At 71.9% G+C, this 21,932-nt stretch carries 22 protein-coding genes and 1 tRNA gene; 10 read left to right on the top strand and 13 right to left on the bottom strand.

The window, feature by feature from the left end; translation table 11 throughout:
• The first annotated feature begins 10 nt into the window (after positions 1 to 10).
• Entirely contained in the window at positions 11 to 667 is a 657-nt protein-coding gene (locus OG521_29960) for an MBL fold metallo-hydrolase (protein WUW24759.1), read from the top strand.
• 55 nt (positions 668 to 722) lie between these two features.
• Here OG521_29960 and OG521_29955 read toward each other — a convergent pair whose 3' ends face one another.
• The 5 genes from OG521_29955 to OG521_29935 all read right to left on the bottom strand — a co-directional run bounded on the left by OG521_29955 (position 723) and on the right by OG521_29935 (position 7,963).
• Entirely contained in the window at positions 723 to 1,736 is a 1,014-nt protein-coding gene (locus tag OG521_29955; GenBank protein WUW24758.1) for a TerC family protein, read from the bottom strand.
• Between the two features lie 267 nt (positions 1,737 to 2,003).
• Entirely contained in the window at positions 2,004 to 3,959 is a 1,956-nt protein-coding gene (locus OG521_29950) for a TerD family protein (protein ID WUW24757.1), read from the bottom strand.
• A 223-nt stretch (positions 3,960 to 4,182) separates the two neighbouring features.
• On the bottom strand, positions 4,183 to 4,761 hold the full coding sequence (locus OG521_29945) for a TerD family protein (GenBank protein WUW24756.1): 579 nt from the start codon (positions 4,759 to 4,761) through the stop codon (positions 4,183 to 4,185).
• A 131-nt stretch (positions 4,762 to 4,892) separates the two neighbouring features.
• Complete coding sequence (gene uvrB, locus OG521_29940) at positions 4,893 to 7,019, bottom strand: excinuclease ABC subunit UvrB (GenBank protein WUW24755.1); 2,127 nt, start codon at positions 7,017 to 7,019, stop codon at positions 4,893 to 4,895.
• Positions 7,020 to 7,081: 62 nt separating this feature from the next.
• Positions 7,082 to 7,963, bottom strand: a complete 882-nt coding sequence (locus OG521_29935) for a hypothetical protein (GenBank protein WUW24754.1) — start codon at positions 7,961 to 7,963, stop codon at positions 7,082 to 7,084.
• Positions 7,964 to 8,175: 212 nt separating this feature from the next.
• Between OG521_29935 and OG521_29930 the strand changes: the two genes are divergently transcribed.
• The 3 genes from OG521_29930 to OG521_29920 all read left to right on the top strand — a co-directional run bounded on the left by OG521_29930 (position 8,176) and on the right by OG521_29920 (position 11,191).
• A complete protein-coding gene (locus tag OG521_29930) occupies positions 8,176 to 9,162 on the top strand; it encodes a glycerophosphodiester phosphodiesterase family protein (GenBank protein ID WUW24753.1) in 987 nt (328 codons plus the stop codon).
• 79 nt (positions 9,163 to 9,241) lie between these two features.
• Complete coding sequence (locus OG521_29925; GenBank protein ID WUW24752.1) at positions 9,242 to 9,784, top strand: methylated-DNA--[protein]-cysteine S-methyltransferase; 543 nt, start codon at positions 9,242 to 9,244, stop codon at positions 9,782 to 9,784.
• Positions 9,785 to 9,892: 108 nt separating this feature from the next.
• Positions 9,893 to 11,191, top strand: a complete 1,299-nt coding sequence (locus OG521_29920) for an MFS transporter (protein WUW24751.1) — start codon at positions 9,893 to 9,895, stop codon at positions 11,189 to 11,191.
• Positions 11,192 to 11,245: 54 nt separating this feature from the next.
• Here OG521_29920 and OG521_29915 read toward each other — a convergent pair whose 3' ends face one another.
• Both OG521_29915 and OG521_29910 read right to left on the bottom strand, forming a co-directional pair.
• A complete protein-coding gene (locus tag OG521_29915; GenBank protein WUW24750.1) occupies positions 11,246 to 11,608 on the bottom strand; it encodes a cupin domain-containing protein in 363 nt (120 codons plus the stop codon).
• Complete coding sequence (locus OG521_29910) at positions 11,595 to 12,485, bottom strand: class I SAM-dependent methyltransferase (GenBank protein WUW24749.1); 891 nt, start codon at positions 12,483 to 12,485, stop codon at positions 11,595 to 11,597. The genes OG521_29915 and OG521_29910 overlap by 14 nt, the downstream gene beginning before the upstream one ends.
• 111 nt (positions 12,486 to 12,596) lie before the next feature.
• On the opposite strand from OG521_29910, the gene OG521_29905 reads away from it, so the two are divergent.
• Entirely contained in the window at positions 12,597 to 13,538 is a 942-nt protein-coding gene (locus tag OG521_29905; GenBank protein ID WUW24748.1) for a pseudouridine-5'-phosphate glycosidase, read from the top strand.
• Positions 13,535 to 14,443 (top strand): sugar kinase, encoded by a 909-nt coding sequence (locus tag OG521_29900; GenBank protein ID WUW24747.1) that lies wholly within the window; start codon positions 13,535 to 13,537, stop codon positions 14,441 to 14,443. The genes OG521_29905 and OG521_29900 overlap by 4 nt, the downstream gene beginning before the upstream one ends.
• A gap of 44 nt (positions 14,444 to 14,487) precedes the next feature.
• On the opposite strand, the gene OG521_29895 is transcribed toward OG521_29900, so the two are convergent.
• Both OG521_29895 and OG521_29890 read right to left on the bottom strand, forming a co-directional pair.
• A complete protein-coding gene (locus tag OG521_29895) occupies positions 14,488 to 15,135 on the bottom strand; it encodes a uridine kinase (GenBank protein ID WUW24746.1) in 648 nt (215 codons plus the stop codon).
• 44 nt (positions 15,136 to 15,179) lie between these two features.
• Positions 15,180 to 16,076: a nucleotidyltransferase domain-containing protein gene (locus OG521_29890; GenBank protein WUW24745.1), complete on the bottom strand. Its 897-nt coding sequence runs from the start codon at positions 16,074 to 16,076 to the stop codon at positions 15,180 to 15,182.
• Positions 16,077 to 16,223: 147 nt separating this feature from the next.
• On the opposite strand from OG521_29890, the gene OG521_29885 reads away from it, so the two are divergent.
• A complete protein-coding gene (locus tag OG521_29885) occupies positions 16,224 to 16,589 on the top strand; it encodes a nuclear transport factor 2 family protein (GenBank protein WUW24744.1) in 366 nt (121 codons plus the stop codon).
• Between the two features lie 58 nt (positions 16,590 to 16,647).
• Here the strand turns inward: OG521_29885 and OG521_29880 are convergent, their stop codons facing one another.
• Both OG521_29880 and OG521_29875 read right to left on the bottom strand, forming a co-directional pair.
• Positions 16,648 to 17,172 (bottom strand): cupin domain-containing protein, encoded by a 525-nt coding sequence (locus OG521_29880; protein ID WUW26851.1) that lies wholly within the window; start codon positions 17,170 to 17,172, stop codon positions 16,648 to 16,650.
• A 95-nt stretch (positions 17,173 to 17,267) separates the two neighbouring features.
• On the bottom strand, positions 17,268 to 17,945 hold the full coding sequence (locus OG521_29875) for a helix-turn-helix transcriptional regulator (GenBank protein WUW24743.1): 678 nt from the start codon (positions 17,943 to 17,945) through the stop codon (positions 17,268 to 17,270).
• A gap of 85 nt (positions 17,946 to 18,030) precedes the next feature.
• On the opposite strand from OG521_29875, the gene OG521_29870 reads away from it, so the two are divergent.
• Positions 18,031 to 19,242, top strand: coding sequence for a pyridoxal phosphate-dependent aminotransferase (locus OG521_29870; GenBank protein WUW24742.1), 1,212 nt, complete (start codon positions 18,031 to 18,033; stop codon positions 19,240 to 19,242).
• Positions 19,243 to 19,304: 62 nt separating this feature from the next.
• A complete protein-coding gene (locus tag OG521_29865) occupies positions 19,305 to 19,967 on the top strand; it encodes a peptidase (GenBank protein ID WUW24741.1) in 663 nt (220 codons plus the stop codon).
• A gap of 286 nt (positions 19,968 to 20,253) precedes the next feature.
• Here the strand turns inward: OG521_29865 and OG521_29860 are convergent.
• A tRNA-OTHER gene (locus OG521_29860) sits at positions 20,254 to 20,340 on the bottom strand.
• A 33-nt stretch (positions 20,341 to 20,373) separates the two neighbouring features.
• Positions 20,374 to 21,105: a hypothetical protein gene (locus OG521_29855; protein WUW24740.1), complete on the bottom strand. Its 732-nt coding sequence runs from the start codon at positions 21,103 to 21,105 to the stop codon at positions 20,374 to 20,376.
• A gap of 214 nt (positions 21,106 to 21,319) precedes the next feature.
• On the opposite strand from OG521_29855, the gene OG521_29850 reads away from it, so the two are divergent.
• Positions 21,320 to 21,868 carry a DUF3574 domain-containing protein gene (locus OG521_29850; protein WUW24739.1) on the top strand — a complete coding sequence of 183 codons (549 nt, stop codon included), beginning with the start codon at positions 21,320 to 21,322 and terminating at the stop codon, positions 21,866 to 21,868.
• Positions 21,869 to 21,932: the final 64 nt, after the last annotated feature.

Below are 21,932 nucleotides of genomic sequence, written 5' to 3'. Positions count from 1 at the left end.
GCTGAGACGTATGACGTACAGCGGAGCGGTCAAGGTCGGCGGGCGCGCGGACGTACACGAGTTGACGGATCTGATGATCTCCAAGGTCGCCGTCGGCCCGATGAACAACAACGCCTATCTGCTGCGCTGCCGGGCCACCGGCGAGCAGCTCCTGATCGACGCGGCCGCCGACGCCGCGACCCTGCTCCGGCTGATCGGTGACGACTCGATCGTCTCCGTCGTCACCACCCACCGGCACGGGGACCACTGGCAGGCGCTGGGCGAGGTGGTCGCGGCCACCGGCGCGCGCACCTATGCCGGGCGGTACGACGCCGAGGGCATCCCGGTCGCGACCGATGTGCTCGTCGAGGACGGCGACACGATCCGGGTCGGGCAGGTCGCGCTGACCGCCCGCCATCTGACCGGCCACACCCCGGGCTCGATCGCGCTCGTCTACGACGACCCGCACGGCGCTCCGCACCTGTTCACCGGGGACTGCCTCTTCCCGGGCGGGGTCGGCAACACGCACAAGGACCCCGAGGCGTTCGCGAGCCTGCTGCACGACGTGGAGACCAGGCTCTTCGCCCCGCTGCCCGACGAGACCTGGGTCTACCCGGGCCACGGCCACGACACGACGCTCGGCGACGAGCGTCCGCGGCTGCCGGAGTGGCGCGCCCGGGGCTGGTGACGACGGAGGCGGGGGTAGGGATGCGCGGCTCGCGCATCCCTACCCCCGCCGTCGCTCAGGCCTCGATGCCGGCGCCCTTGTCCGAGGCGTCCTCGGACTTCGCCGTCTCGGCCGCGGCGTCCGCCTCGGCCTGCTTCTTGTTGGCGATCAGGCTGGTGATCGTGGTGATCACCAGCACCCCGCAGATGACGCCGAGCGAGACCGGGATGGAGATCTCGGGGACGTGCACCCCGGACTCGTGCAGCGCGTGCAGCACCAGCTTGATGCCGATGAAGCCGAGGATGACCGAGAGCCCGTAGCTGAGGTGGACCAGCTTCTTGAGCAGGCCGCCGATCAGGAAGTACAGCTGCCGCAGCCCCATCAGCGCGAACGCGTTCGCGGTGAACACGATGTACGGGTCCTGGGTCAGGCCGAAGATCGCGGGGATGGAGTCCAGCGCGAACAGCACATCGGTGGTGCCGATGGCGAGCATGACGACCATCAGGGGCGTCAGGACGCGCTTGCCGTTGTTGCGGATGAACAGCTTGGTGCCGTGGTATCGGTCGGCGACGCCGAAGCGGCGCTCGATGTTCTTGAGGAGGCGGTTCTCCTCGAACTCCTCTTCCTCCTCGTCGGCCCGCGCCTCCTGGATGAGCTTCCAGGCGGTGTAGATCAGGAACGCGCCGAAGATGTAGAAGACCCACGAGAAGTTGGCGATGACCGCGGCGCCCGCCGCGATGAAGATCGCTCGCAGCACCAGGGCGATCAGCACACCGATCAGCAGCACCCGCTGCTGGAGGTGGGAGGGCACCGAGAACTTCGCCATGATCAGCACGAAGACGAAGAGGTTGTCGACGCTCAGCGATTTCTCGGTGATGTAGCCGGCGAAGAACTCGCCCGAGGCCTGGCTCTCCCCGGAGACGAGCAGTCCGAGCCCGAAGAGGGCGGCCAGCGCGATCCAGACGATCGTCCAGATTCCGGCTTCCTTGGTCGACACGTCATGGGGCTTGCGCCCGATGAAGAAGTCGACGGCGATGAGGGCGCACAGACCAAAGATGGTCAGCGCCCAGAGGGTCCATGAAACGTCCACTGCGCCTCCGGCAGTTCGCTACGGCTACTGATCAGCGTCGTCGCTGCCGGAGGTCTCTTCCACCCGGGCGCACGGGATGCGCGCCTGGGCCGGCGCCCCGGGACCGGTCACAGTCCGTACTGACGGGCACGCCGCGTATGGGAGTACTCCCCTCCGCCCAAAGAACAGTACAGGGAACACCAAGGAAAGGTAAAGAGGAGGGTAAAGAACCCTCAAAACGCCAGGTCGGTGGATAGGGCCGGGTGAGTGGGTGGAAGGGCAGGCTGCTCAGCGGTGGCCGGTGCGGCGCGCGGCGGCCACCCGGTCCAGCACCTGTTCCAGGACGCGGCTGCCGGGCGGGGTCCTGAGCGGCTCGTACGTCCAGGCGTGGCCGACCCAGGGATCGGCCAGATGGTCGTCGGCGACCGGGGTGATCCGGAGCAGCGACCGCCACAGCGGGTCGAGCACCGGCCCGTACGCGGAGGCGTCCTCCCGGTCCGCGACCATCAGGAGATGGACCCCGACGGAGGGGCCCTCGTCGGCGAGGTAGCGCAGCTGGGTGACGGCCCGGTCGTCGAAGCCGTGCGGGAAGTCGTTGACGATCAGGAGCTGCTCGGCCGGGTCCAGGTCGGGCGGCAACGAGTCCGCGGCCCCGGCCCTGAGCGCCATCTGCACCAGGTCGACGCGCCGGGTGAGATGGGCGAGGACCGAGGACACTCCCCCGGGCCCGGCCGCGGGCGGGCCCGCCAGCACCCCGGAGGAGACCAGCGGGGCCAGTGCCGCGGCGGCGGAGCCCGCCGGGTCGATGACATGGACCGAGAACTCGTTGGCCGGGTAGACGGCCAGCAGCCGGGCCGCGTGCAGGACGGCGCTCTCCATGGCCAGCCGGCGCAGCTGGCCGGAATCGGTCAGCGCGGCGGCCTCGGAGGCCGTGCGGCCGCTGTCGATCCAGATCCCGCGCTCCAGCGGCAGCCGGACGAGCAGCGGAATGCGGATCCCGGTGGACTCCGGCAGATGCAGGTCACCGATCCGCAGCGCCATGGGGATCTCCATCGGGGCGCGGTAGCCGTGCCAGGAGGGGTTGTCCCAGCCCGCGTACGCGGCGGGCAGCGCGGGTTCCACCACGGCGGCCTCGGCGGCGAGCTGGGCGAGATCGCGGTCCAGTGCCTCGCGGGCCCGGCCGGTCAGCTCGTCGCGCTTGGCGCGGGCCTCTTCACGGGCCCGGTCGCCCGTGCCGCCGATCCGGCTGCGCGGGTCGGACAGGGTCCGCTCCAGCTCCTGGTCCATCCGGGACTCGGCGAAGTCGACGGCGCTGCGGTACGCGGCGACGGCCCGGGCCAGGTCCTCGAACATGCCCCAGACCTGGTTGTAGAGCCGCTCGTCCATGGACCAGCCGGTGGCGTCCCCGGCGACGGGGGCCGCGGGCCGGCCCGGCTCGGCGGGCGGCGCGGTGGGCGGAGGCGGCGGGGGCGCCGTGGACTGGCGGCGCGGGTGCGCGTAGTCGATGGGCCCGCCCGCGGTCGGAGTGGCGGGGGCGACGGGTGTGGCCGGCTGTGTGGCGGGGTCGTCCAGAGGATCGGGCTGAGGGGCGGGCTGGGGCCGCCCACCGCCCTGGGACGGCGGCTGGCCGCCGGCGTGTCTGACCCGGTCGCCCTCCGCGGTGCGGGGCGGGGCGGGCGCCACCGAGCGGGCCAGACCGCGGGCGACCGCTTCCTGGATCGACCGGGCCAGTTCGGCCGCACCGGACACCCCCTGGTCGGCGAGCATCGCGGCGAGACCGCCGGCGTAGCCCTGGCCGACCGCGCGGACCTTCCAGGCTCCCTGCCTGCGGTAGAGCTCCAGGGCGGCGACCGCGGACTCGGTGTCCAGTCCGGTCAGGGTGAAGGTGGCGATCTCGGCGCCGTCGAGTCCGGTGACCGCGACGAAGGGCGAGGCGACGGCTCCGAACCTGGTCGGGCCGCCCGCCTCCAGCGGAAGCGCCAGCAGCACCGTGACGCGGTGCACGGCCTCGGGCAGGGCGTCGAGGTCGACGGCCAGCCGGTGCTCCGCCGCGGCCTGCCTGGACACCTCCAGACCCGGCAGCTGCGGTGATCCGGGGTGGGCTATCCACTCGATCCCGTGCACCGTGCCGCTCTCGTCCCCGAGGGTGGCTCCGGCCACCACGGGGGCGCCGGCCGAAACCCGGATCTCCAGACGGGTCTGGGGCAAGGTGTGGTTCTGCCCCCGGACCAGCTCGGCCGTCATTGCCCTGTCCCCTCGACGAGTTACCGCTGCGCGTTGCGATGGCGTGCGCAGTACATGACGTGCGCGTAGTACATGACGTGCGTCATACGTGCCGTACGTGGTGCGTGACGGCGGTGGTGCGTGACGTGCGTGGTGCCGGGAGGTCCCGCGATGCGGTGCAGCTCCCGGCGGCCGATGCCGCCGGGAGCTGCGCGTACCGCTGCGGACCGTGGTCCGGCGCCGCCTACAGGTGCGGCAGGATCGCCGGCATCAGGTCCTGGAACGTGCGGCCGTTGGCCGGGGTGCCGATGGCGGTCATCTGCCAACCGCTCCCCGAGCGGTGCACCTTCGCCATGATCTGGGCGGTGTACTGCCCGCCGCCGTCCAGCGTGTAGCGGGCGAGCTCCTGGCCGTTGGTCTCGTCCACGATGCGGCAGAAGGCGTTCTGCACCTCCTGGAACGTCTGGCCGGTGAAGGAGTTCACCGTGAAGACGATCTGGTCGATGTGGACCGGCACGCGCTGGAGGTCGACCAGGATCGCCTCGTCGTCGCCGCCCGAGCCGGCGCCGCCGACCAGGTTGTCGCCGGTGTGCTTGACCGAGCCGTCATCGCTGACCAGGTGCCGGAAGAACACGACGTCGACCGGCTGCTTGTCGGCGAACAGGACCGCCGAGGCGTCCAGGTCGATCTCCCGGGTGCGCGAGCCGAACAGACCGCGGCGCGGAGCCGCCTGCCAGCCGAGCCCCATCCGTACCGCGGTCAGGGTCCCCCCGTCGCTCTTCTGCAGGCTGATGGCCTGACCCTTGGTCATATTGACCGTCACGCGCTGTCCCCTCTCCGCTGTCCCCGCAACCGTCCTTGCGCGGTTTTCCAGCACCCTACGCAGTCACGCCCGAGGCGCAGCCACTGCGGGCCGTTTTGTGTCGGTCCTGCAACACACCAGGTGCGGTGGGGTCAGGCCAGACCCGCCTCCCGCATCTGGCGCAACTCCTTCTTCAACTCCCCCACCTCGTCGCGCAGTCGGGCGGCCACCTCGAACTGCAGATCGGCGGCGGCCGCGCGCATCCGGTCGGTCATCTCCTCGATGATCCCGGCGAGCTCGGTGGCCGGACGGTCCGTGACCGCCGCCTTGTCCCCGGCCGCCTTTCCGGCCTTCCCGGCACCGGCCTTGACGCCGAGCGTGGGAACGGGGGCCTTGGCACCCTTCGCCTGCCGGTAGCCGGTGCCGAGCAGCTGCTCGGTGTCGACCTCCTCGCGGGCGATCGTCGCGACGATGTCGTTGATCTTCTTGCGCAGCGGCTGCGGGTCGAGTCCGCGCTCGGTGTTGTACGCGATCTGCTTCTCGCGGCGGCGGTTGGTCTCGTCGATGGCCTGCGCCATCGCCGGGGTGACCTTGTCCGCGTACATATGGACCTGCCCCGACACGTTACGAGCGGCGCGTCCGACGGTCTGGATCAGTGAGGTGGCCGAGCGCAGGAAGCCCTGCTTGTCCGCGTCGAGGATGGCCACGAGCGACACCTCGGGCAGGTCGAGGCCCTCGCGCAGGAGGTTGATCCCGACCAGGACGTCGTACTCGCCGGAGCGCAGCTCGCGCAGCAGCTCGATGCGGCGCAGGGTGTCGACGTCGCTGTGGAGGTAGCGGACCTGGATCCCGAGCTCCAGGAAGTAGTCGGTGAGGTCCTCCGACATCTTCTTGGTGAGGGTGGTGACCAGGACCCGCTCGTCCTTCTCGGTGCGCTTGCGGATCTCGTGCACCAGGTCGTCGATCTGGCCCTCGGTGGGCTTGACGACGATCTCCGGGTCGACGAGGCCGGTGGGGCGGATGATCTGCTCCACGAAGCCGTCGCCGCGGGAGAGCTCGTACTTGCCGGGGGTGGCGGAGAGGTAGACCGTCTGGTTGATCCGGCCGAGGAACTCCTCCCACTTCAGCGGGCGGTTGTCCAGGGCGGAGGGCAGCCGGAAGCCGTGGTCGACCAGGGTCCGCTTCCGGGAGGCGTCGCCCTCGTACATCGCGCCGATCTGCGGCACGGTCACGTGCGACTCGTCGAGGACGAGGAGGAAGTCCTCGGGGAAGTAGTCGAGGAGGGTGTGGGGGGCGGTGCCGGGATCGCGGTCGTCGAAGTGCAGCGAGTAGTTCTCGACGCCGGAGCAGGTGCCGATCTGGCGGAGCATCTCGATGTCGTACGTGGTGCGCATCCGCAGCCGCTGGGCCTCCAGCATCTTGCCCTGCTTCTCCAGCTCGGCGAGACGCTCCTCCAGCTCCTTCTCGATGCGGCCGACCGCCTTCTCCATGCGCTCGGGGCCCGCGACGTAGTGGCTGGCGGGGAAGACGTGCAGCGACCGGTCCTCGCTGATGATCTCGCCGGTGAGGGGGTGCAGGGTGGAGAGCGCCTCGATCTCGTCACCGAACATCTCGATGCGGACGGCGAGCTCCTCGTAGACCGGGAAGATCTCGATGGTGTCGCCACGCACCCGGAAGGTGCCCCGGGTGAACGCCAGGTCGTTGCGGGTGTACTGCATCTCGACGAAGCGGCGCAGCAGCTGGTCGCGGTCGATCTCGTCGCCCACCTTGAGCTGGACCATCCGGTCCACGTACTCCTGCGGGGTGCCGAGGCCGTAGATGCAGGAGACGGAGGCGACCACGACGACGTCACGCCGGGTGAGCAGCGAATTCGTCGCGGAGTGGCGCAGCCGCTCGACCTCCTCGTTGATCGAGGAGTCCTTCTCGATGTAGGTGTCCGACTGCGGGACGTACGCCTCGGGCTGGTAGTAGTCGTAGTACGAGACGAAGTACTCGACGGCGTTGTTCGGCAGGAGCTCGCGGAACTCGTTGGCCAGCTGGGCGGCGAGGGTCTTGTTCGGCGCCATCACCAGGGTGGGGCGCTGCAGCTTCTCGATCATCCAGGCGGTGGTCGCCGATTTTCCGGTGCCGGTCGCGCCGAGCAGCACGACGTCCTTCTCACCTGCACGGACGCGCCGCTCCAGCTCGGCGATGGCCGCCGGCTGGTCGCCGCTGGGCTGGTAGGGACTGACGACCTCGAAAGGCGCCACCGAACGTTCGATCTTCGAAACGGGCCGCATGCAACCACCGTACGACCCCCCACTGACAACGGGGCCGGGTCAGCGCCCGCGACGGCGCGCGGTCACCAGTCCCGGGGCTGTCCGGAGTCCTGGCGCTGGGAGTGGAACGAGGCCGGGTCGGCGTGCGTGCCGAACCGGGGGATCTGGCGCTGGGCCGGGATTCCGGGGGCCCGGACGCCGGGGGCGGCCACCGGGTCGTCCCAGTCCGGTGTGCCCATGACCACCAGCGGGTCGAACATGACGACGACGGCGGCGAGCACCAGGAAGCAGGCCGGTCCGATCAGCATCGGGACGAGGAGCGCGGTCGCGCTGTCGCCGGAGGTTCCGGTGTGGGCGGCCGGGTGCAGCTGGACCCTGAGGGCGGCCATCCCGGTGTAGTGCATTCCGCTCACCGCGATGCCCATCACGACGCTGGCGCCGAGGCTGGGCAGGAAGCCGTGGATGGAGACGGCGGCCCAGAGCGCGGCGGTCGAGGCGACCACGGCGATGACGACGGACAGCGAGACGGTGATCGTGTCGTACTCGAACTGCCCATCAAGTCGCATTCCGGCCATGCCGAGGTAATGCATGGAGGCCACACCGAGCCCGGTGATCGTTCCCCCTGTCACCAGTGCCATGGGGGTGGCGCCCCGGTACCCGACCAGGAAGATCCCGATGCCGACCATGACGATCGCGACGGCGAGGCTGGCGAAGGTGATCGGCCTGTCGTAGCCGATCGGCGCCTCCTCGACGGTGAAACCCACCATCGCGATGAAGTGCATCGTCCAGATCCCCGAGCCTATGGAGGTGGCCCCCAGTGCCAGCCAGCCCGCCTTGAAGGAACGCTCGGTGCGCAGCGACCGGGTGGTGCAGCGCAGACCCAGTGCCGCGCCGAGGCAGGCCATGAGAAACGCGGCCACGGGAGTGACCATCCCGTAGCCGAAACCGTTGATGGTGCCCTGCATGCTCGTACGCCCTTCGCAGAAGCCCGGGTTCGGATGACCCTAAGGCGCGAGGCCCGGCAATCAAACAGAAGATCTGCATTTTATCGACAGGGGTAGCGGCCCGTGACCCGGTCCCCGGGCCTCGTTCACATCGTGGCCATCCTTCGCCCGTCCCCCGTTCGAGGGCGGCTGGGACGCTCGGGCCGTCCGTAACTCTGACGCAAGGAGTTCACGTGTACGCAGGCACCGCAACCGCCTCCGTCGCTGCCGCCGCCCTGCTGGGTGCCGGCGCGCTGCTCATGCCGGTCACGACCGACGACGCACCGGCTGCGGGCACCGCCGCGGCCGGTCACCCCGGGACGGCGGCCCGCGCCGCGGCCCTCCGCGCGACGGCTGCCACCGGACCGGGCGTCCGTACGGCGGGTGACGTCGGCCGGGCCCGGACCGGGGCCCCGCTCGTCATCGCTCACCGGGGCGCGTCGGCCTACGCGCCCGAGAACACCCTGGCGGCCGTGGAAAAGGCGGACGTCCTGGGCTTCGACTGGGTGGAGAACGACGTCCAGCTCACCAGGGACGGCGTGCTGGTGGTCATGCACGACACCGGTCTGAAGAGGACGACGGATGCCGAGGAGGTGTTCCCCGGCCGCGCACCGTGGGCGGTCAAGGACTTCACGGCCGCCGAGATCGCCCGGCTGGACGCGGGCAGCTGGTTCGGCCCGCAGTACGCCGGGGCCCGGGTACCCACGCTCCGGCAGTACCTGGAGCGCATCGGGCGCAACCAGCAGAACCTGCTCCTGGAGATCAAGAGCCCCGAGATCTATCCGGGGATCGAGCGGGCGACCCTGGGCGTCCTGCGTCAGGAGGGGTGGCTGGACCGCGAGCACGTCCGCGGCCGCCTGGTGATCCAGAGCTTCGGCGCCGACAGCGTGCGCAGGGTGCACGAGCAGCGTCCGGACGTCGTGACGGGCTTCCTCGGCACCCCGGCGGTCGCCGACCTGCCGTCGTACGCGGCCTTCACCGACCGGATCAACCCGGCGTACGCCTCGGTCTCCGCCGACTACGTGGCGGCGGTGCACGCGCTGAAGGGCCCCCACGACAAGCGGCTCCAGGTCAACGCCTGGACGGTCAACGACGCGGAGAACGCGCTCCGGGTGGCCGGCCTCGGCGTGGACGGCATCATCACCAACGCTCCCGATGTGGTGCGCGAGGCCACGGGCTGACCGCCCGGGCCCCGGGGGCACCGGCCCGACGGCCGCCACCGGCCTCCCGTTGTCAGTGGCCGGCCGTACGGTGGTTCCCATGAACAGCGACGGGGTTGTCGAGTGGGCCGTGGTCGACAGTGACATCGGCCCGCTCATGCTGGCCGCGACCGAGGCCGGGCTGGTGACCGTGGTCTTCCACGCCCGGCCCGCGGTACGGGACAAGGCGCTGGACCGGTTGCGCACCCGGCTCGGCGTAGAGCCGGTGGAGTCGCCCGGCTCCGCCCGGCTCGCCGAGCCGATACGCCAGCTCACGGCGTACTTCGCGGGCACGCTGCGGGAGTTCTCGCTCGACCTGGACTGGTCGCTGACGGGCGGCTTCAACCGCCAGGTGCTCCGCGAGCTGGCCGCGGGCGTGCCCTACGGCGCGGTCGCGGGGTACGGGGACCTCGCCGACCGGGTCGGGCAGCCCGGGGCCGCCCAGGCCGTCGGCGCCGCCATGGGTTCCAACCCGCTGCCCCTGGTGGTCCCCTGCCACCGGGTGGTGGAGAGCGACGGCGGGCTCGGCGGATTCGGCGGCGGGCTGGAGACCAAACGGCAGCTGCTGGCGCTGGAGGGCGTGCTGCCCCAGCCGCTGTTCTGAACCCGGTCCGCACCCGCGCCCCGGCCCCGTAGCTCGCCGTACCCGGTCCCCTCGCGTCGCCGCACCGACCCCGTTTCGACCAGACGTGCCTACTGGCACACTGCGTCAGTGACCAACACCCTCGACGCCCCTGACACCCCCGGTGAGCACGGCTCCGCCGGAGGTGTCACCGCGGCCGGACTGCCCGCACTCCGGCGCAGGACGTCCGCCGTCCTCATCGCCGGCCAGATACTCGGCGGCCTCGGCGTGCCCGTCGGCATCGCCCTGGCCCCCGTGCTGGCGACCGAGGTCAGCGGCTCCGAGGCGCTGTCGGGTCTCGCCCCCACCGCGTCGGTGACCGGTACGGCGCTGCTGTCGCTGCCGCTGGCCGCGCTGATGACGTCGAGGGGCCGCCGCCCCGGGCTGGTGCTCGCGTATCTGATCGGCGCGTTCGGCGCCGGTCTCGTGGTGCTGGCGACCGTGCTGGAGAGCTTCCCCATGCTGCTGCTCGGCATGGCGGGGTTCGGTGCGGGATCCTCGGCGAACCTCCAGGCCCGGTTCGCCGCCGCCGATCTGGCCGAGCCGGAGCGGCGCGGCCGGGCGATCTCCACCGTCATCTGGGCCACCACGATCGGCTCGGTCCTCGGGCCCAACATCGCGGCACCCGCGGGCCGGGTCTTCCGGGGCACCGCCGTTTCGGAGACGGCGGGCCCGTTCGTCTGGGCGGCCGGGATCTTCCTGCTCGCCGCCCTCGTGATCGGGGTGCTGCTGCGGCCCGACCCGCTGCTCACGGCACGTGCCCTGGCCCCGCAGGAGAACCGGTCGGCCGGCGACCGTTCGCTGCGCGCGGGCCTCGCGGCCGTACGGGCGTCGCCGATGGCACGGCTCGCCCTGGTCACGGTGACCGTCTCGCACACCGCGATGGTCTCGATCATGGTGATGACCCCGGTCGACCTCGGCCACCACGGCGCGGACCTCCAACTGATCGGCCTGGTGATCAGTGGCCACATCGCCGGGATGTACGCGTTCTCGCCGGTGATGGGCTGGCTGTCGGACCGCATCGGCAGGCTCGCCGTCATCGGTCTCGCGGTCGGGCTGCTCTCCTGCGCCGCACTGCTCGCGGGGACCGCGGGCGCCTCACACGGCAGGACCGCGGCCGGCCTCTTCGTGCTCGGGCTCGGCTGGTCCGCGGGCCTGGTCGCCGGTTCCGCGCTGCTCACCGACTCCGTACCGCAGCCCGCCCGCGCGGCCGTACAGGGCCTGTCGGACCTGAGCATGAACGCGTCGGCGGGCATCGGCGGCGCGCTCGCCGGGGTCATCGTGTCCCAAGCGAGCTACGGCTGGCTGAACCTCACGGGCGCCTGTCTGCTGCTGCCGATGGCCGCGCTCGCGCTGCGCCGGTCCCTCACCCGCACCGCCACGGCCTGAACCGGGGGTCCGAGCGGCAGCCGCAGACCCCCTCGTCAAAGGGTTCGGAGAGGTTCAGAGGGTGATGTGGTACGCCTTGCGCAGCGTCTCGTGCACGGTCCACGTCGTACGGTCGCCCTCGCGCAGCACGCAGGCGTCGCCGGGTCCGATCTCCAGCGTGGCGCCGCCCTCGACCGCCACGGTCGCGCGGCCGCTGACGACCACGAACAGCTCGTTCGCCTCGGTGTCCGTGACGACTCCGGGCGTGATCTGCCAGATCCCGCGCAGCTGCTTGCCGTCCGTCGACTCCCACAGCACCTTGCCGGTGACCTCGGGGTCACCGGCCACGATCTGCTCGGGGTCGAGCGGTTCCGGTTCGAGCACGGCGTCGGGAATGTGCACGGAGAAGGAGGCGGAAGCTTGATCAAATGTGGTCATGGCCGGTCACCTTAGCGACCGCCTCGGGACGTCTCGCCACCAGGACGGGCTGAAAGAAGTCCGACTCGTCCGGCTCGTGCCACACGGGCTCCCGCAGCCCGGCCCGCGCGGTGAACTCGACGATCTGCGCCTGGGACAGCGCCCAGTACGAGGTGCGCCTCGTGCGCACTCCCCAGCGCTCCCCCGGCACCTCGCCGTCCGGCGTCTCGCCGGGCAGCAGCTGGAAGTGCTCCAGGTCGTAGCGCTCGCCGTCCGGCCTCCAGTGCCACAGCTGGAACGTGACCACCCGCCCGTCGGCGCCCTCCCTGACCTGCGGCGGCGTGGACGCCGGGCGCTCCCGGCGCAGCCGGTCGTACGGCCGGGTGGACAGCAGCAGCACCCCGCCGGGCCGCAGCACCCTTCGCATCTCGCCGAGCGCGGCCAGCACCGCCTGCGGGGTGAGCAGGTGCGGCAGGGAGTTGTCGGCGCACACGACGACATCGAACGAGCCGTCGCGGTACGGCAGCCGCGTCATGTCGGCGGCCGTGACACGCAGGTCCAGCCCCCGCGCGGCCGCCTCCTTCGCGGCGCGGGCCGCGGCCACGGGGCTCAGATCGCTGCCCGTGACCCGGTGTCCCCGGGCGGCCAGCCCCAGGGCCTGGGTCCCGATGCCGCAGGCGCAGTCCAGCACGTCGTACGCGAGGTCCCCGCCGCAGCGGTCCCTGCCGCCCGGGGCGGCCTCCTCGATCAGCGCCGACAGGGCGGCCGCCTGACGCGCGATGCTCGCCTCCCAGTCCGCGTACATCAGGTCGTATCCGGCGGCCAGGTCGTCGTAGAAATGCCGCACGGCGGAGACGGGACGATCCAGGGGGACGAGGTGATCCGTCGAAGGCTGCATGGGCCGACGCTAACGCGCGCCGGAACGGGAATCCGCCGGATACCCCCGACGCTCCCCGCCACGGTCGGGGCACGCGTTTGAAGGCGCCCCACCCGCGACAGAGATGTGGACATGTCACTCACTGCGCCGCTCGGCGCCGCTCCCCACGCGCCCGTCCTCTCCGCGGAGGTGCGGGCCGCGCTCGACGCGCACCGGCCCGTCGTCGCACTGGAGTCGACGATCATCGCCCACGGCCTGCCGCGGCCGCGCAACCTGCGGGTCGCCGAGGAGCTGGAGGAGATCGTGCGGTCGGCCGGTGCCGTGCCCGCCACCGTCGCCGTGCTGGACGGCCGGGCCCGGGTCGGCCTGGACAAGGCCCAGTTGGAGCGGGTCGCCGAGGACCCGGCGATGCGCAAGCTGGGGCACCGGGACCTCGCACCGGCGCTGGCGGCCGGAGCGAGCGGCGCGACGACGGTCTCCGCGACGGCGTTCCTGGCGGCGGGAGCGGGCCTGCGCGTCTTCGCGACCGGCGGGCTGGGCGGCGTGCACCGGGGCTGGACCGAGTCACAGGACGAGTCCGCGGACCTGAGGCTGCTCGCGGGCACCGGCATCACCGTGGTCTGCGCGGGTGTGAAGTCGATCCTGGACGTGCCCGCCACCCTCCAGCGCCTGGAGACCCTCGGGGTCGGAGTGCTCGGATACGGCACCGACCGGTTCCCCGGCTTCTACCTGAGCAGTTCGGGCGAACCGGTCGACTGGACCGTGCGGTCACCCGAAGAGGTCGCCGGGGTGATGCGGGCGCAGGACGCGCTCGGCGGCCCGCCGGCGGCACTGATCGTGGCCAATCCCGTACCGCAGGAGGAGCAGTTGGATCCGGTCCTGCACGACCGGGTGCTGGCGGAGGCGCTGGCGGCGTGCCGGGAGCGCGGCATCGCGGGGCAGGCCGTCACGCCGTTCCTGCTCGACCATCTGATGCGGGGCACCGGAGGGGCTTCGCTGGAGGCCAATCTGGCGGCCGTCCGCGGCAACGTGGCGCTCGCGGCACGGATCGCCACCGCCTGGAGCGCCCGGTGACCGGCGGTCTGCTCGTCATCGGGGACGTGGTCACGGACGTGGTGGCCCGGCACGGTGCGGCGCTGGTCCACGGTACGGACACGGCGGCCAGGATCCGGACCCGGCCGGGCGGGGCGGGCGCCAACACAGCCTGCTGGGCGGTGCGTTCGGGCTGCCGGGAGGTACGGCTGCTGGCCCGGGTCGGCGCCGACTCCGCGGCCTGGCACCGCGATGCGCTGCGGCGCGCGGGCGTGCGGGAGCTGCTGGCCGTGGACGACGCCGCGCCGACCGGCACGGTCGTCGCCCTGGTCGACTCCGCCGCGGAACGCACCTTCCTCACCGACAGCGGCGCGGTCCTGCGGCTGTCCCCCGACGACTGGTCGCCTTCGATGCTCGACGGCATCTCCCACCTGCACCTCTCCGGCTATCTGCTCTTCGCTCCGGCCAGCCGCGCGACGGCCCTGCTCGCGCTGCGGGAGGCCGGGCGGCGGAACATCCCGGTGAGCGTCGACCCGGCGTCGGCGGGGTTCCTCGCCGAGCTGGGCGTCGACCGGTTCCTGGAGCTGGTCGAGGACGTGGATCTCCTGCTGCCCAACGCGGACGAGGCCCGGCTGCTCACCGGGCTCCCGGAACCCGCGGACGCCGCGGCGAAGTTGAGCCTGCTGGTCCGCCAGGCCGTCGTCACGCTCGGCCGGGACGGCGTCCTGCTGGCGACCGCGGGTGCGGTGACCGGGCGGATCCCCGCGGAACCGGTGCGGGACCCGGTCGACTCCACCGGGGCGGGCGACGCGTTCACCGGTGGCTTCCTCGCGGCGCGGCTGGCGGGCCACGACGACACGGCGGCCGCGGCGGCGGGGTGCCGGGCGGGGGCGCAGGCCGTCATGACCGTCGGCGGACGGCCGACGCCGGACGGGGAGGGTGGATGAGACGGTGGATGAGGCGCCGGGAGTGACGCCGGACGGCCGTCGTCCTACCCGTCCTGCCGAAGTCCGGTCCAGGCGGGATGGCGCGGGTCATCGGCCCGGACGACCGCGTCCGCGCTCCCGGCGGGCGCCACCTCGTCCTCGTACCGGGCGAACGCCGGCAGGGTCCACTGCTCGTCCTCCTGCGTGCGCCGCCGCAGCGCGCCGGGCGACAGGCGCAGGTGAACGCTCAGGTCGAACGGGAACCAGTGCCCCAGCAGCAACGGCCCGTGCACGACCAGCACCCCGCCCTCGGGCAGCTGCCGGTAGGGGCTCCGCGTGGCCCGGTCGGTCACCGGATCCCAGAGATCGGGCAGCACCCGCCCGCTGCCCCCGGCCTCCAGCGGCCCGAACACCTCGCGCCACAGCGCTCCGGTGTCGAACCAGCTGCCGTAGTACGAGTCGGGGTCCCGTCTGCCGTACTCGTACCGCAGGCTGGCCGGGCGCAGGAACCCCGCGGTGGACAGCGGGAGCACGGCCCGGCCGCGCAGTCGCAGCGCCTGCGCGAGCGACTCGGCCAGCTCGCCGGTGCCGGCGGCCGGTGCCCCGTCGACGGCGATCTTGAGCCAGGGCCCTCCGTCGGCCGGTTTCAGCGCGTCGGCGTGCGCGGCCAGGGAGTCCGCCAGCCGTTCCCAGGTGATCGCTTCGAATCGCACGGATCCATCATCACCCCGGTCGCGGGGCCGGCCGGCGCCCCGCCTCAGCGCCGGCCGTCGTCGGACGGGTTCCGGGGCGTGCCCGGGGCGCGCGGGGGCGGTGGCGGAATCCGGTCGGCGAGGGCGAGGCGGCGTTCGTGCACCAGCCGCACACAGACGTGCAGCTCGGGCGGGGGCTCGATGCCGCATCTCCGGACGAGCACCACCGCCGCGACGGTGCGGTCAAGGACGGCGAGTTCGTCGACCTCCTCGCGTACGGCCTCGGGGAGGGCCTGCCACAGGACCGTGCTCCGGCAGTCGGAGGCCAGGTGCCTCACCCGCTCGGCGAGCGGGTTCAGGGCCGGTTCGCGCGCCGCGGCGGCGTCGGCCAGGCAGATGACGTCCGCGGCCCACTCCCCGGTGGCCGGGTCCGCCGCACCGATGCGCGCGAAGCCGCGCTCCAGCAGGCCCCGGGCGGTCTCCGGCTGTCCGCGCAGCACCGCTTTCACCGCGGCGACCCCGTTGGCGAGGGCGCTCGCGGGACGCGACCAGTCGTCGCCGCGCGCCGCCGGACCCTCCTGGCCGCAGCCGGGCAGGCCCGCTACGGAACGCGCGGTGATCTCCAGGTCCAGCCGCCAGAACAGCGGCAGGTCCTCGAAGTCGACGAAGAGCAGACGCCGTTCGCGGGAGTTGAGGAGGTCGGGGTCGGCCCGCACCGAGCGGACCGGACGGACCGCGCCGAGCACTTCCGGGACGGCGGCCACGCACGCGTCGAACTGCTCGTCGGGGACGGTCCACGCGAGGTCGATGTCGCTGTACGCGTCGGCCGTCCCCCGGGCGAGGGAGCCGCGCAGCTCCGCACGCGACCCAGGGCGGCTGCCGGCGAGCGCGTCCAGGACCTCCCGGGCCAGCGCGGCTCGGTGTGCCGGGTCGAGATCCCCGGGGTACTCCGTCCCGCTCACGGCCGGCCACCGCCGCTCCCCGACGCCCCACGAGCCCCAACCGCCCTGCCGTCCTCACCCTCCCCTTGAACCTCAGCCACCCCTCGGACCTCACCCGTTGCCGAAAATCCTCGCCTCAGCACGCATGCTCCCCTTACGGTCGTACTCATGGATCTCGCATTCGCCCGCGTGTTCGCCGCACAGTGGCAGGACGACTGGAACTCCCACGATCTCGAACGCATCCTGACGCACTATCACGAGGATGTGACCTTCAGCTCCCCCATGATCGCGCGGTTCACCGGGGACGCCTCCGGCACGGTCCGCGGCAAGGCCGAACTGCGCGCGTACTGGGCGCGCGGGCTGGAGCTGATCCCCGACCTCGCGTTCGAGGTGATGGACGTGCGGGCGGGCGTCGACACCCTGGTCATCGACTACCGGAACCAGATCGGCGGCCGGGTCTACGAGGTGCTGACCTTCCGCGACGGCCTGGTGAGCGCCGGCCTCGGCGCGTACGGGGAGACACTCGCCCGCTGACGGTCGGCGCCCGGTGGCGCGATGGCCGGCCGGGGCGCCAGAGGGCGGGTGCCGCGGACTACTTCTTCTTGCCGCAGTCCACCGCGTCGGCGTCGTCCGAGAGTTCACTGCCCACGGGCAGCAGATACGTCACCCACAGGACGACGGGCTCGGAGCCCAGGTTGCGCCCGATGTGGCGGTGCTTCGCCCCGGCCGGCTCGATGAAGGACGTACCCGCGGGCGTCACCTCGACCGAGCAGTCGTCCAGGGTGCGGGTCAGTGTGCCGGACTTGACGACGGCGATCAGCTGACCTCGGTGGGTGTGCCAGCCCGTGGAGCCGCCCGGCTCGACCGTGATCGTCCGGAAGGTGACGTCGGTACGCCCCTTCGGCGCCTTCACCTTCAGCTTGCCCACCGAGGTGCCCTTCGCGACGACGGTGCCGCTCACGCCGCTGCCGGGGGTGGCGACGGCCGCTGCCGGTACGAAGCCGAGCGCGGCCACACAGCCCACGATGACGAGCCCCTTCCCCACTCGCCCCAGCCGCCCCTGTCGTTCGCGCCGCTCCTGCTGCTCCTGTTCGTGCCGCTCCTGCGGTCTGCCGATCCTCACGGGCAACTCCTCTCGATCAGTGTCCCGGACATCCCAAATGCCCCGACACTACCCAGAAGTTGACCGGCTGAATCACGCCACTTCGACCGTCATGCGCCACGCAGCTCCGCGGCCAGCGGCCCGTCGCCCGACACCTCGATCCGCCCCTCCTTCACGGCCTCGGCGAACGTCAGCTCGCCGCGGCCCAGGGCGAGGCACAGCTCCGCGTCGAGGGCGATGCGTGCGTCGGCGCGGGCCGCGGGCCCGTCCCCGTACACCGGCTCACCTGCCACCGGCTCCCCCGTACGGACGTGGAACTCGCCCTCGTCGAGACGCACATCGACCACCCCGCCGGCGGCTCCCCCGGCCGCCCCCTCCAGCGCGCGCAGCAGCGGAAGGGCGAACCAGTGCGCCCGGACCGCGTCCGTGGGCCGCCGCTCCACGAGGGCGGGCGCCCCCCACTCGGCGAGCGCCGCGAGGACGGGCAGCAGCCCGTGTCCGCGCTCGGTGAGTTCGTACACCACGGCGGCGGCGGGCGGCGGCAGCTTGCGGCGGGTGACCAGCAGGCCCTGCTCCATGTCCCTGAGCCGGGACGCCAGGACGTCCGTGCTGACGCCGGGGAGGTCGGCGTGCAGATCGGTGTAGCGGCGGGGACCGGCCAGCAGTTCACGGACGATCAGCAGGGTCCACCGGTCGCCGACGGCGTCCAGCGCCCGGGCGCCGGCGCAGAACTGGTCGTAACTCCGGCGGCGGACCGGGCGGGTCGCGGGCTGTTGCTGACGTGGCATGCGACGCAGTCTAGACATGTTGTTGGACTTTCCAAGCCCGAGCTTGGTAAAACCAAGTATCGCAATCGGGTCGGGGAGGCACCGCATGGAATTCCGCCAGTCCAGCAAGCTCAACGAGGTCTGTTACGAGATCCGGGGCCCGGTCATCGAGCACGCCAACGCCCTGGAGGAGGCGGGCCACAGCGTGCTGCGGCTCAACACGGGCAATCCGGCACTGTTCGGCTTCGAGGCGCCGGAGGAGATCGTCCAGGACATGATCCGGATGCTGCCGCAGGCCCACGGCTACACGGACTCGCGCGGCATCCTGTCCGCCCGCCGGGCCGTGGCGCAGCGCTACCAGGCGATGGGGCTCACCGAGGTCGGTGTCGACGACATCTTCCTCGGCAACGGCGTCTCCGAGCTGATCTCGATGGCGGTGCAGGGGCTGCTGGAGGACGGTGACGAGGTGCTCATCCCGTCCCCCGACTACCCGCTGTGGACCGCGGTGACGACGCTGGCGGGCGGAAAGGCCGTGCACTACACCTGCGACGAGGCCTCGGACTGGAACCCCGATCTCGCCGACATGGCCGCGAAGATCACCGATCGGACCAGGGCCGTCGTGATCATCAACCCGAACAACCCGACCGGCGCCGTCTACCCGCGCGAGGTCCTCGACGGAATCCTCGATCTGGCCCGCAGGCACGGCCTGATGGTGTTCGCCGACGAGATCTACGACCAGATCCTCTACGACGACGCCGAGCACCACAGCGTCGCCGTCCTCGCCCCCGACCTGGTCTGCCTCACCTTCAGCGGGTTGTCGAAGACGTACCGCGTCGCCGGATTCCGTTCCGGCTGGATGGTGGTGTCGGGCCCGAAGCAGCATGCCCGCAGCTATCTGGAGGGGCTGACCATGCTCGCCTCCATGCGGCTGTGCCCCAACGCCCCGGCGCAGTACGCGATCCAGGCCGCGCTCGGCGGCCGCCAGTCGATCCGGGAGCTGGTGGTGCCCGGGGGCAGGCTGTACGAGCAGCGCAACCGCGCCTGGGAGAAGCTGAACGAGATCCCCGGGGTGTCCTGCGTGAAGCCGAAGGGGGCGCTGTACGCCTTCCCGCGCATCGACCCGAAGGTGCACCCGATCGTCGACGACGAGAAGTTCGTCCTGGACCTGCTGCTCCGCGAGAAGATCCAGGTCGTCCAGGGCACCGGCTTCAACTGGCCGCGGCCCGACCACTTCCGCATCCTGACCCTCCCGTACGCTGACGATCTTGATGCGGCGATCAGTCGCATCGGCCGATTCCTGACCGGCTACCGGCAGTGACCCCGGGCACTGGAGACGGCCAGGGACGGCCGAAGGCGGCCGACGACGACCGGAGACCGATCGTGAGCTGCTCCACCTGCCAGGTCCCCGTGCACACCCAGTTCGCCTCGTTCGACCTCGTCGGGCCGATCGTCGAGGGCGGACTCGACCCGGCCACCGACCCCGCCTGGGCGGATTCGGGCGCGAGTTCACCCGCGGAGTACGCGCGCTGGGCCGGGCATCTGTGCGGGATGACATGTCTGCGCATGGCTCTCGGCGCCGATGCCCCGCCGCTCTTCGCGCTACGGGACGGGGCCCTGGAGCACGGCGCGTACACGGAGGACGGCGACGGCGGGATCCGGGGCCTGGTGTACGCCCCGTTCGCCGCGTACGTACGGGAGAAGCACGGCCTGGACGCCACGGTCCACCGGCATCTCGCACCGGAGGAGATCCCGGCGCTGCTGGACGAGGGCCGGTCCGTCATGGCATCGGTGCACTACGGGATCCGCCACCCGCGGCGGCCGGCGCCGGGACGCGGCGGGCATCTGGTGCTCGTGACGTCCCGCACCGCCGACGGGACGGGCGTCCACTTCCACAACCCGTCCGGCACGACCGCCGGTACCCGCGCGGCGGAGCTGCCGCTGGCCGACTTCGAGCGCTTCTTCGCCGGGCGCGGGGTGTCCCTGCGCACGGCGGGCGACGCACCGGCCGCGGGCCCGGGAACGGGAGCGGGCCCGGGGGCGTAGCCGGCCCCCGAGCCCTGTGATTGCCGCCTGTACGGCACGCCGGCACTTTTAAAGGTCCCGTATCAGTTTTATGTCGCCGCGTCCTGCCTTTAGACGACCGCAGACCGAAGCTCCGCGGGCCGGAGTCGAACCGGCATCTCGACGCACACGGGCACGGGCCCGGTTGATCCGGCGATAGGCGGCGCATGCTGAGTCTGGAGCAAGAGTCTGAGATTGATCGCGGCCTGCCTCTGCCATTTGGGCTACCCCGGCCCGTGTCCGTACGGCACGTACGGACGTGTGGAAGTGCCGGGGGGAGGACTCGAACCTCCACTTGAACCGCGTCTTCACGACAAACTTCAGTTTCAGCTTTGCGCTCCTCGCGCACCCCGGCCGCGTCGACCGCCGCCGGGGATTCCATGGTCGGTCACCCGAAGAGGTAACCGAAGACCGCATCACCCACCCGCTGGTCCGTGACGTCCACGCCGTTGGCCTCCTCGCGGGCGAACTTGACGGCCTGCTGGAGCTTCTCCACCCGGTCGAGCAGTTCGTTGATCCGCCGCGCGGGCAGCGCCCCGGAGAACTTCACCGTCGTCCAGTAACCGATCGGGATGTCCTCGTAGTACACCTCGACCTGCGCCGGATGCTTGTCGGTGGCCTCCGCCTTCACGTGGTTGCGGGGCACCTTCTTCGTCCGCAGGGTCCGCACCGGCTCGGTCTTCCAGGAGTCGGTGGACGGGTCCTGGGCCCATGCCTCGGAGGCGTCGAGCACCGGGAGCTTGCGGACGAAGGTGTTGATGTCCGTGAGCTGCTTCTCCAGGAAGAGCAGGTACGACACCGGTACGCCGCTCACCAGGACGCGCCCGTCGACCGAGATGTCGGCGCGGGCCGCGCAGTTCGCCCAGTCCTTCGTGGCGGTCACGTCGAAGAGGCGGGTGAGGGTCGCCGCGGTCTCCCGCAGCACGTCCTCGGCCTTGATCTGCACCAGGGTCGACTCGGGCGGCAGCTGCTCGCCCTCCTCGTCCTTCGGCTGGTAGGTCCGGGAGATCCCGGCCAGCAGACCGGCCTTCTGGAGGCCGTGATGCGCCGCCGTCAGGTCCTGGTGAGCCTTGGACTTGACGCCCTTCTCCACTGCGATGATCTGATTGAGTTTCGCCACGTCCAGGAAGCTAGCAACAGCAACACGGGGCGCACCAGCGGTTTTTGTCCGCGCGGGAGGCGCCCGGCCGTTCCGGGTGCACGATGTGCGCCCGCCCGTTCGGGTGGTTTCCGTGCGGCGCCCCTGTTCCGCCGCCGTCCGGCGGGGGCCGCTTGCCACAGTGAGCCCCGCGCGTCCGCGCGCCTCCCCCGCACCCGGAACGAAGGGCTTCCCCATGCCTCGCCTCCCCCACACGACCTCCGCAGCCGGCCCGACAGCCGCCCCGGGCTCCTCCGACGCCTCCCCGGACGTCCGCCGCCGCCCGCGCCGGCGCGCCGCGCTCGCCGCCGCCGCGGCCGGCCTCGCGGTCCTGGCCGTGGGCACACCGGTCGCGTACGCCACGCTGGGCGCGGGCTCCCCCTCGGACGCCCGGCCGGCGACGGCGGCTCGCGGCAAGGACTACATCGAGACGCGGCTGTTCTTCGGCACCGAACGCCCGGACGGCGAACCCGATGTGACCGACCGGCAGTTCCTGGAGTTCATCGACGGCGAGGTCACTCCGCGCTTCCCCAACGGGCTGACCATCCAGGACGGCCGTGGTCAGTGGCGGGACTCCAACGGGGTCATCGAGCGCGAGCGCAGCTATGAACTGACCCTGCTCTACCCGGCGTCCGAGGCCCGGATGCGCGACCCGCAGATCGAGCGGATCCGCGACGCCTACGAGAAGGCGTACGCCCAGGACTCGGTGGCCCGCGTCGAGGAGCGCACGACTGCCGACTTCTGAGCCGCGCCCGCTGCCCGTCCGGTCCGGTGCGCTGCGGTGGCCGGGCCGTCGGGTACTGTGCCGC

This window comes from Streptomyces sp. NBC_01463, assembly GCA_036227345.1.
Classification (GTDB): domain Bacteria; phylum Actinomycetota; class Actinomycetes; order Streptomycetales; family Streptomycetaceae; genus Streptomyces.
The sequence above is the reverse complement of the archived record's forward strand: the minus strand, read 5'-3'. Positions and strand labels throughout refer to the sequence as shown.

Bases quoted from the DNA above. Each gene is read 5' to 3' on its own strand.
- OG521_29960 (WUW24759.1), top strand. From the start codon at position 11: ATGACGTACAGCGGAGCGGTCAAGGTCGGCGGGCGCGCGGACGTACAC.
- OG521_29950 (WUW24757.1), bottom strand. From the start codon at position 3,959: ATGACGGCCGAGCTGGTCCGGGGGCAGAACCACACCTTGCCCCAGACC.
- uvrB (WUW24755.1), bottom strand. From the start codon at position 7,019: ATGCGGCCCGTTTCGAAGATCGAACGTTCGGTGGCGCCTTTCGAGGTC.
- OG521_29935 (WUW24754.1), bottom strand. From the start codon at position 7,963: ATGCAGGGCACCATCAACGGTTTCGGCTACGGGATGGTCACTCCCGTG.
- OG521_29925 (WUW24752.1), top strand. From the start codon at position 9,242: ATGAACAGCGACGGGGTTGTCGAGTGGGCCGTGGTCGACAGTGACATC.
- OG521_29915 (WUW24750.1), bottom strand. From the start codon at position 11,608: ATGACCACATTTGATCAAGCTTCCGCCTCCTTCTCCGTGCACATTCCC.
- OG521_29910 (WUW24749.1), bottom strand. From the start codon at position 12,485: ATGCAGCCTTCGACGGATCACCTCGTCCCCCTGGATCGTCCCGTCTCC.
- OG521_29905 (WUW24748.1), top strand. From the start codon at position 12,597: ATGTCACTCACTGCGCCGCTCGGCGCCGCTCCCCACGCGCCCGTCCTC.
- OG521_29885 (WUW24744.1), top strand. From the start codon at position 16,224: ATGGATCTCGCATTCGCCCGCGTGTTCGCCGCACAGTGGCAGGACGAC.
- OG521_29875 (WUW24743.1), bottom strand. From the start codon at position 17,945: ATGCCACGTCAGCAACAGCCCGCGACCCGCCCGGTCCGCCGCCGGAGT.
- OG521_29870 (WUW24742.1), top strand. From the start codon at position 18,031: ATGGAATTCCGCCAGTCCAGCAAGCTCAACGAGGTCTGTTACGAGATC.
- OG521_29850 (WUW24739.1), top strand. From the start codon at position 21,320: ATGCCTCGCCTCCCCCACACGACCTCCGCAGCCGGCCCGACAGCCGCC.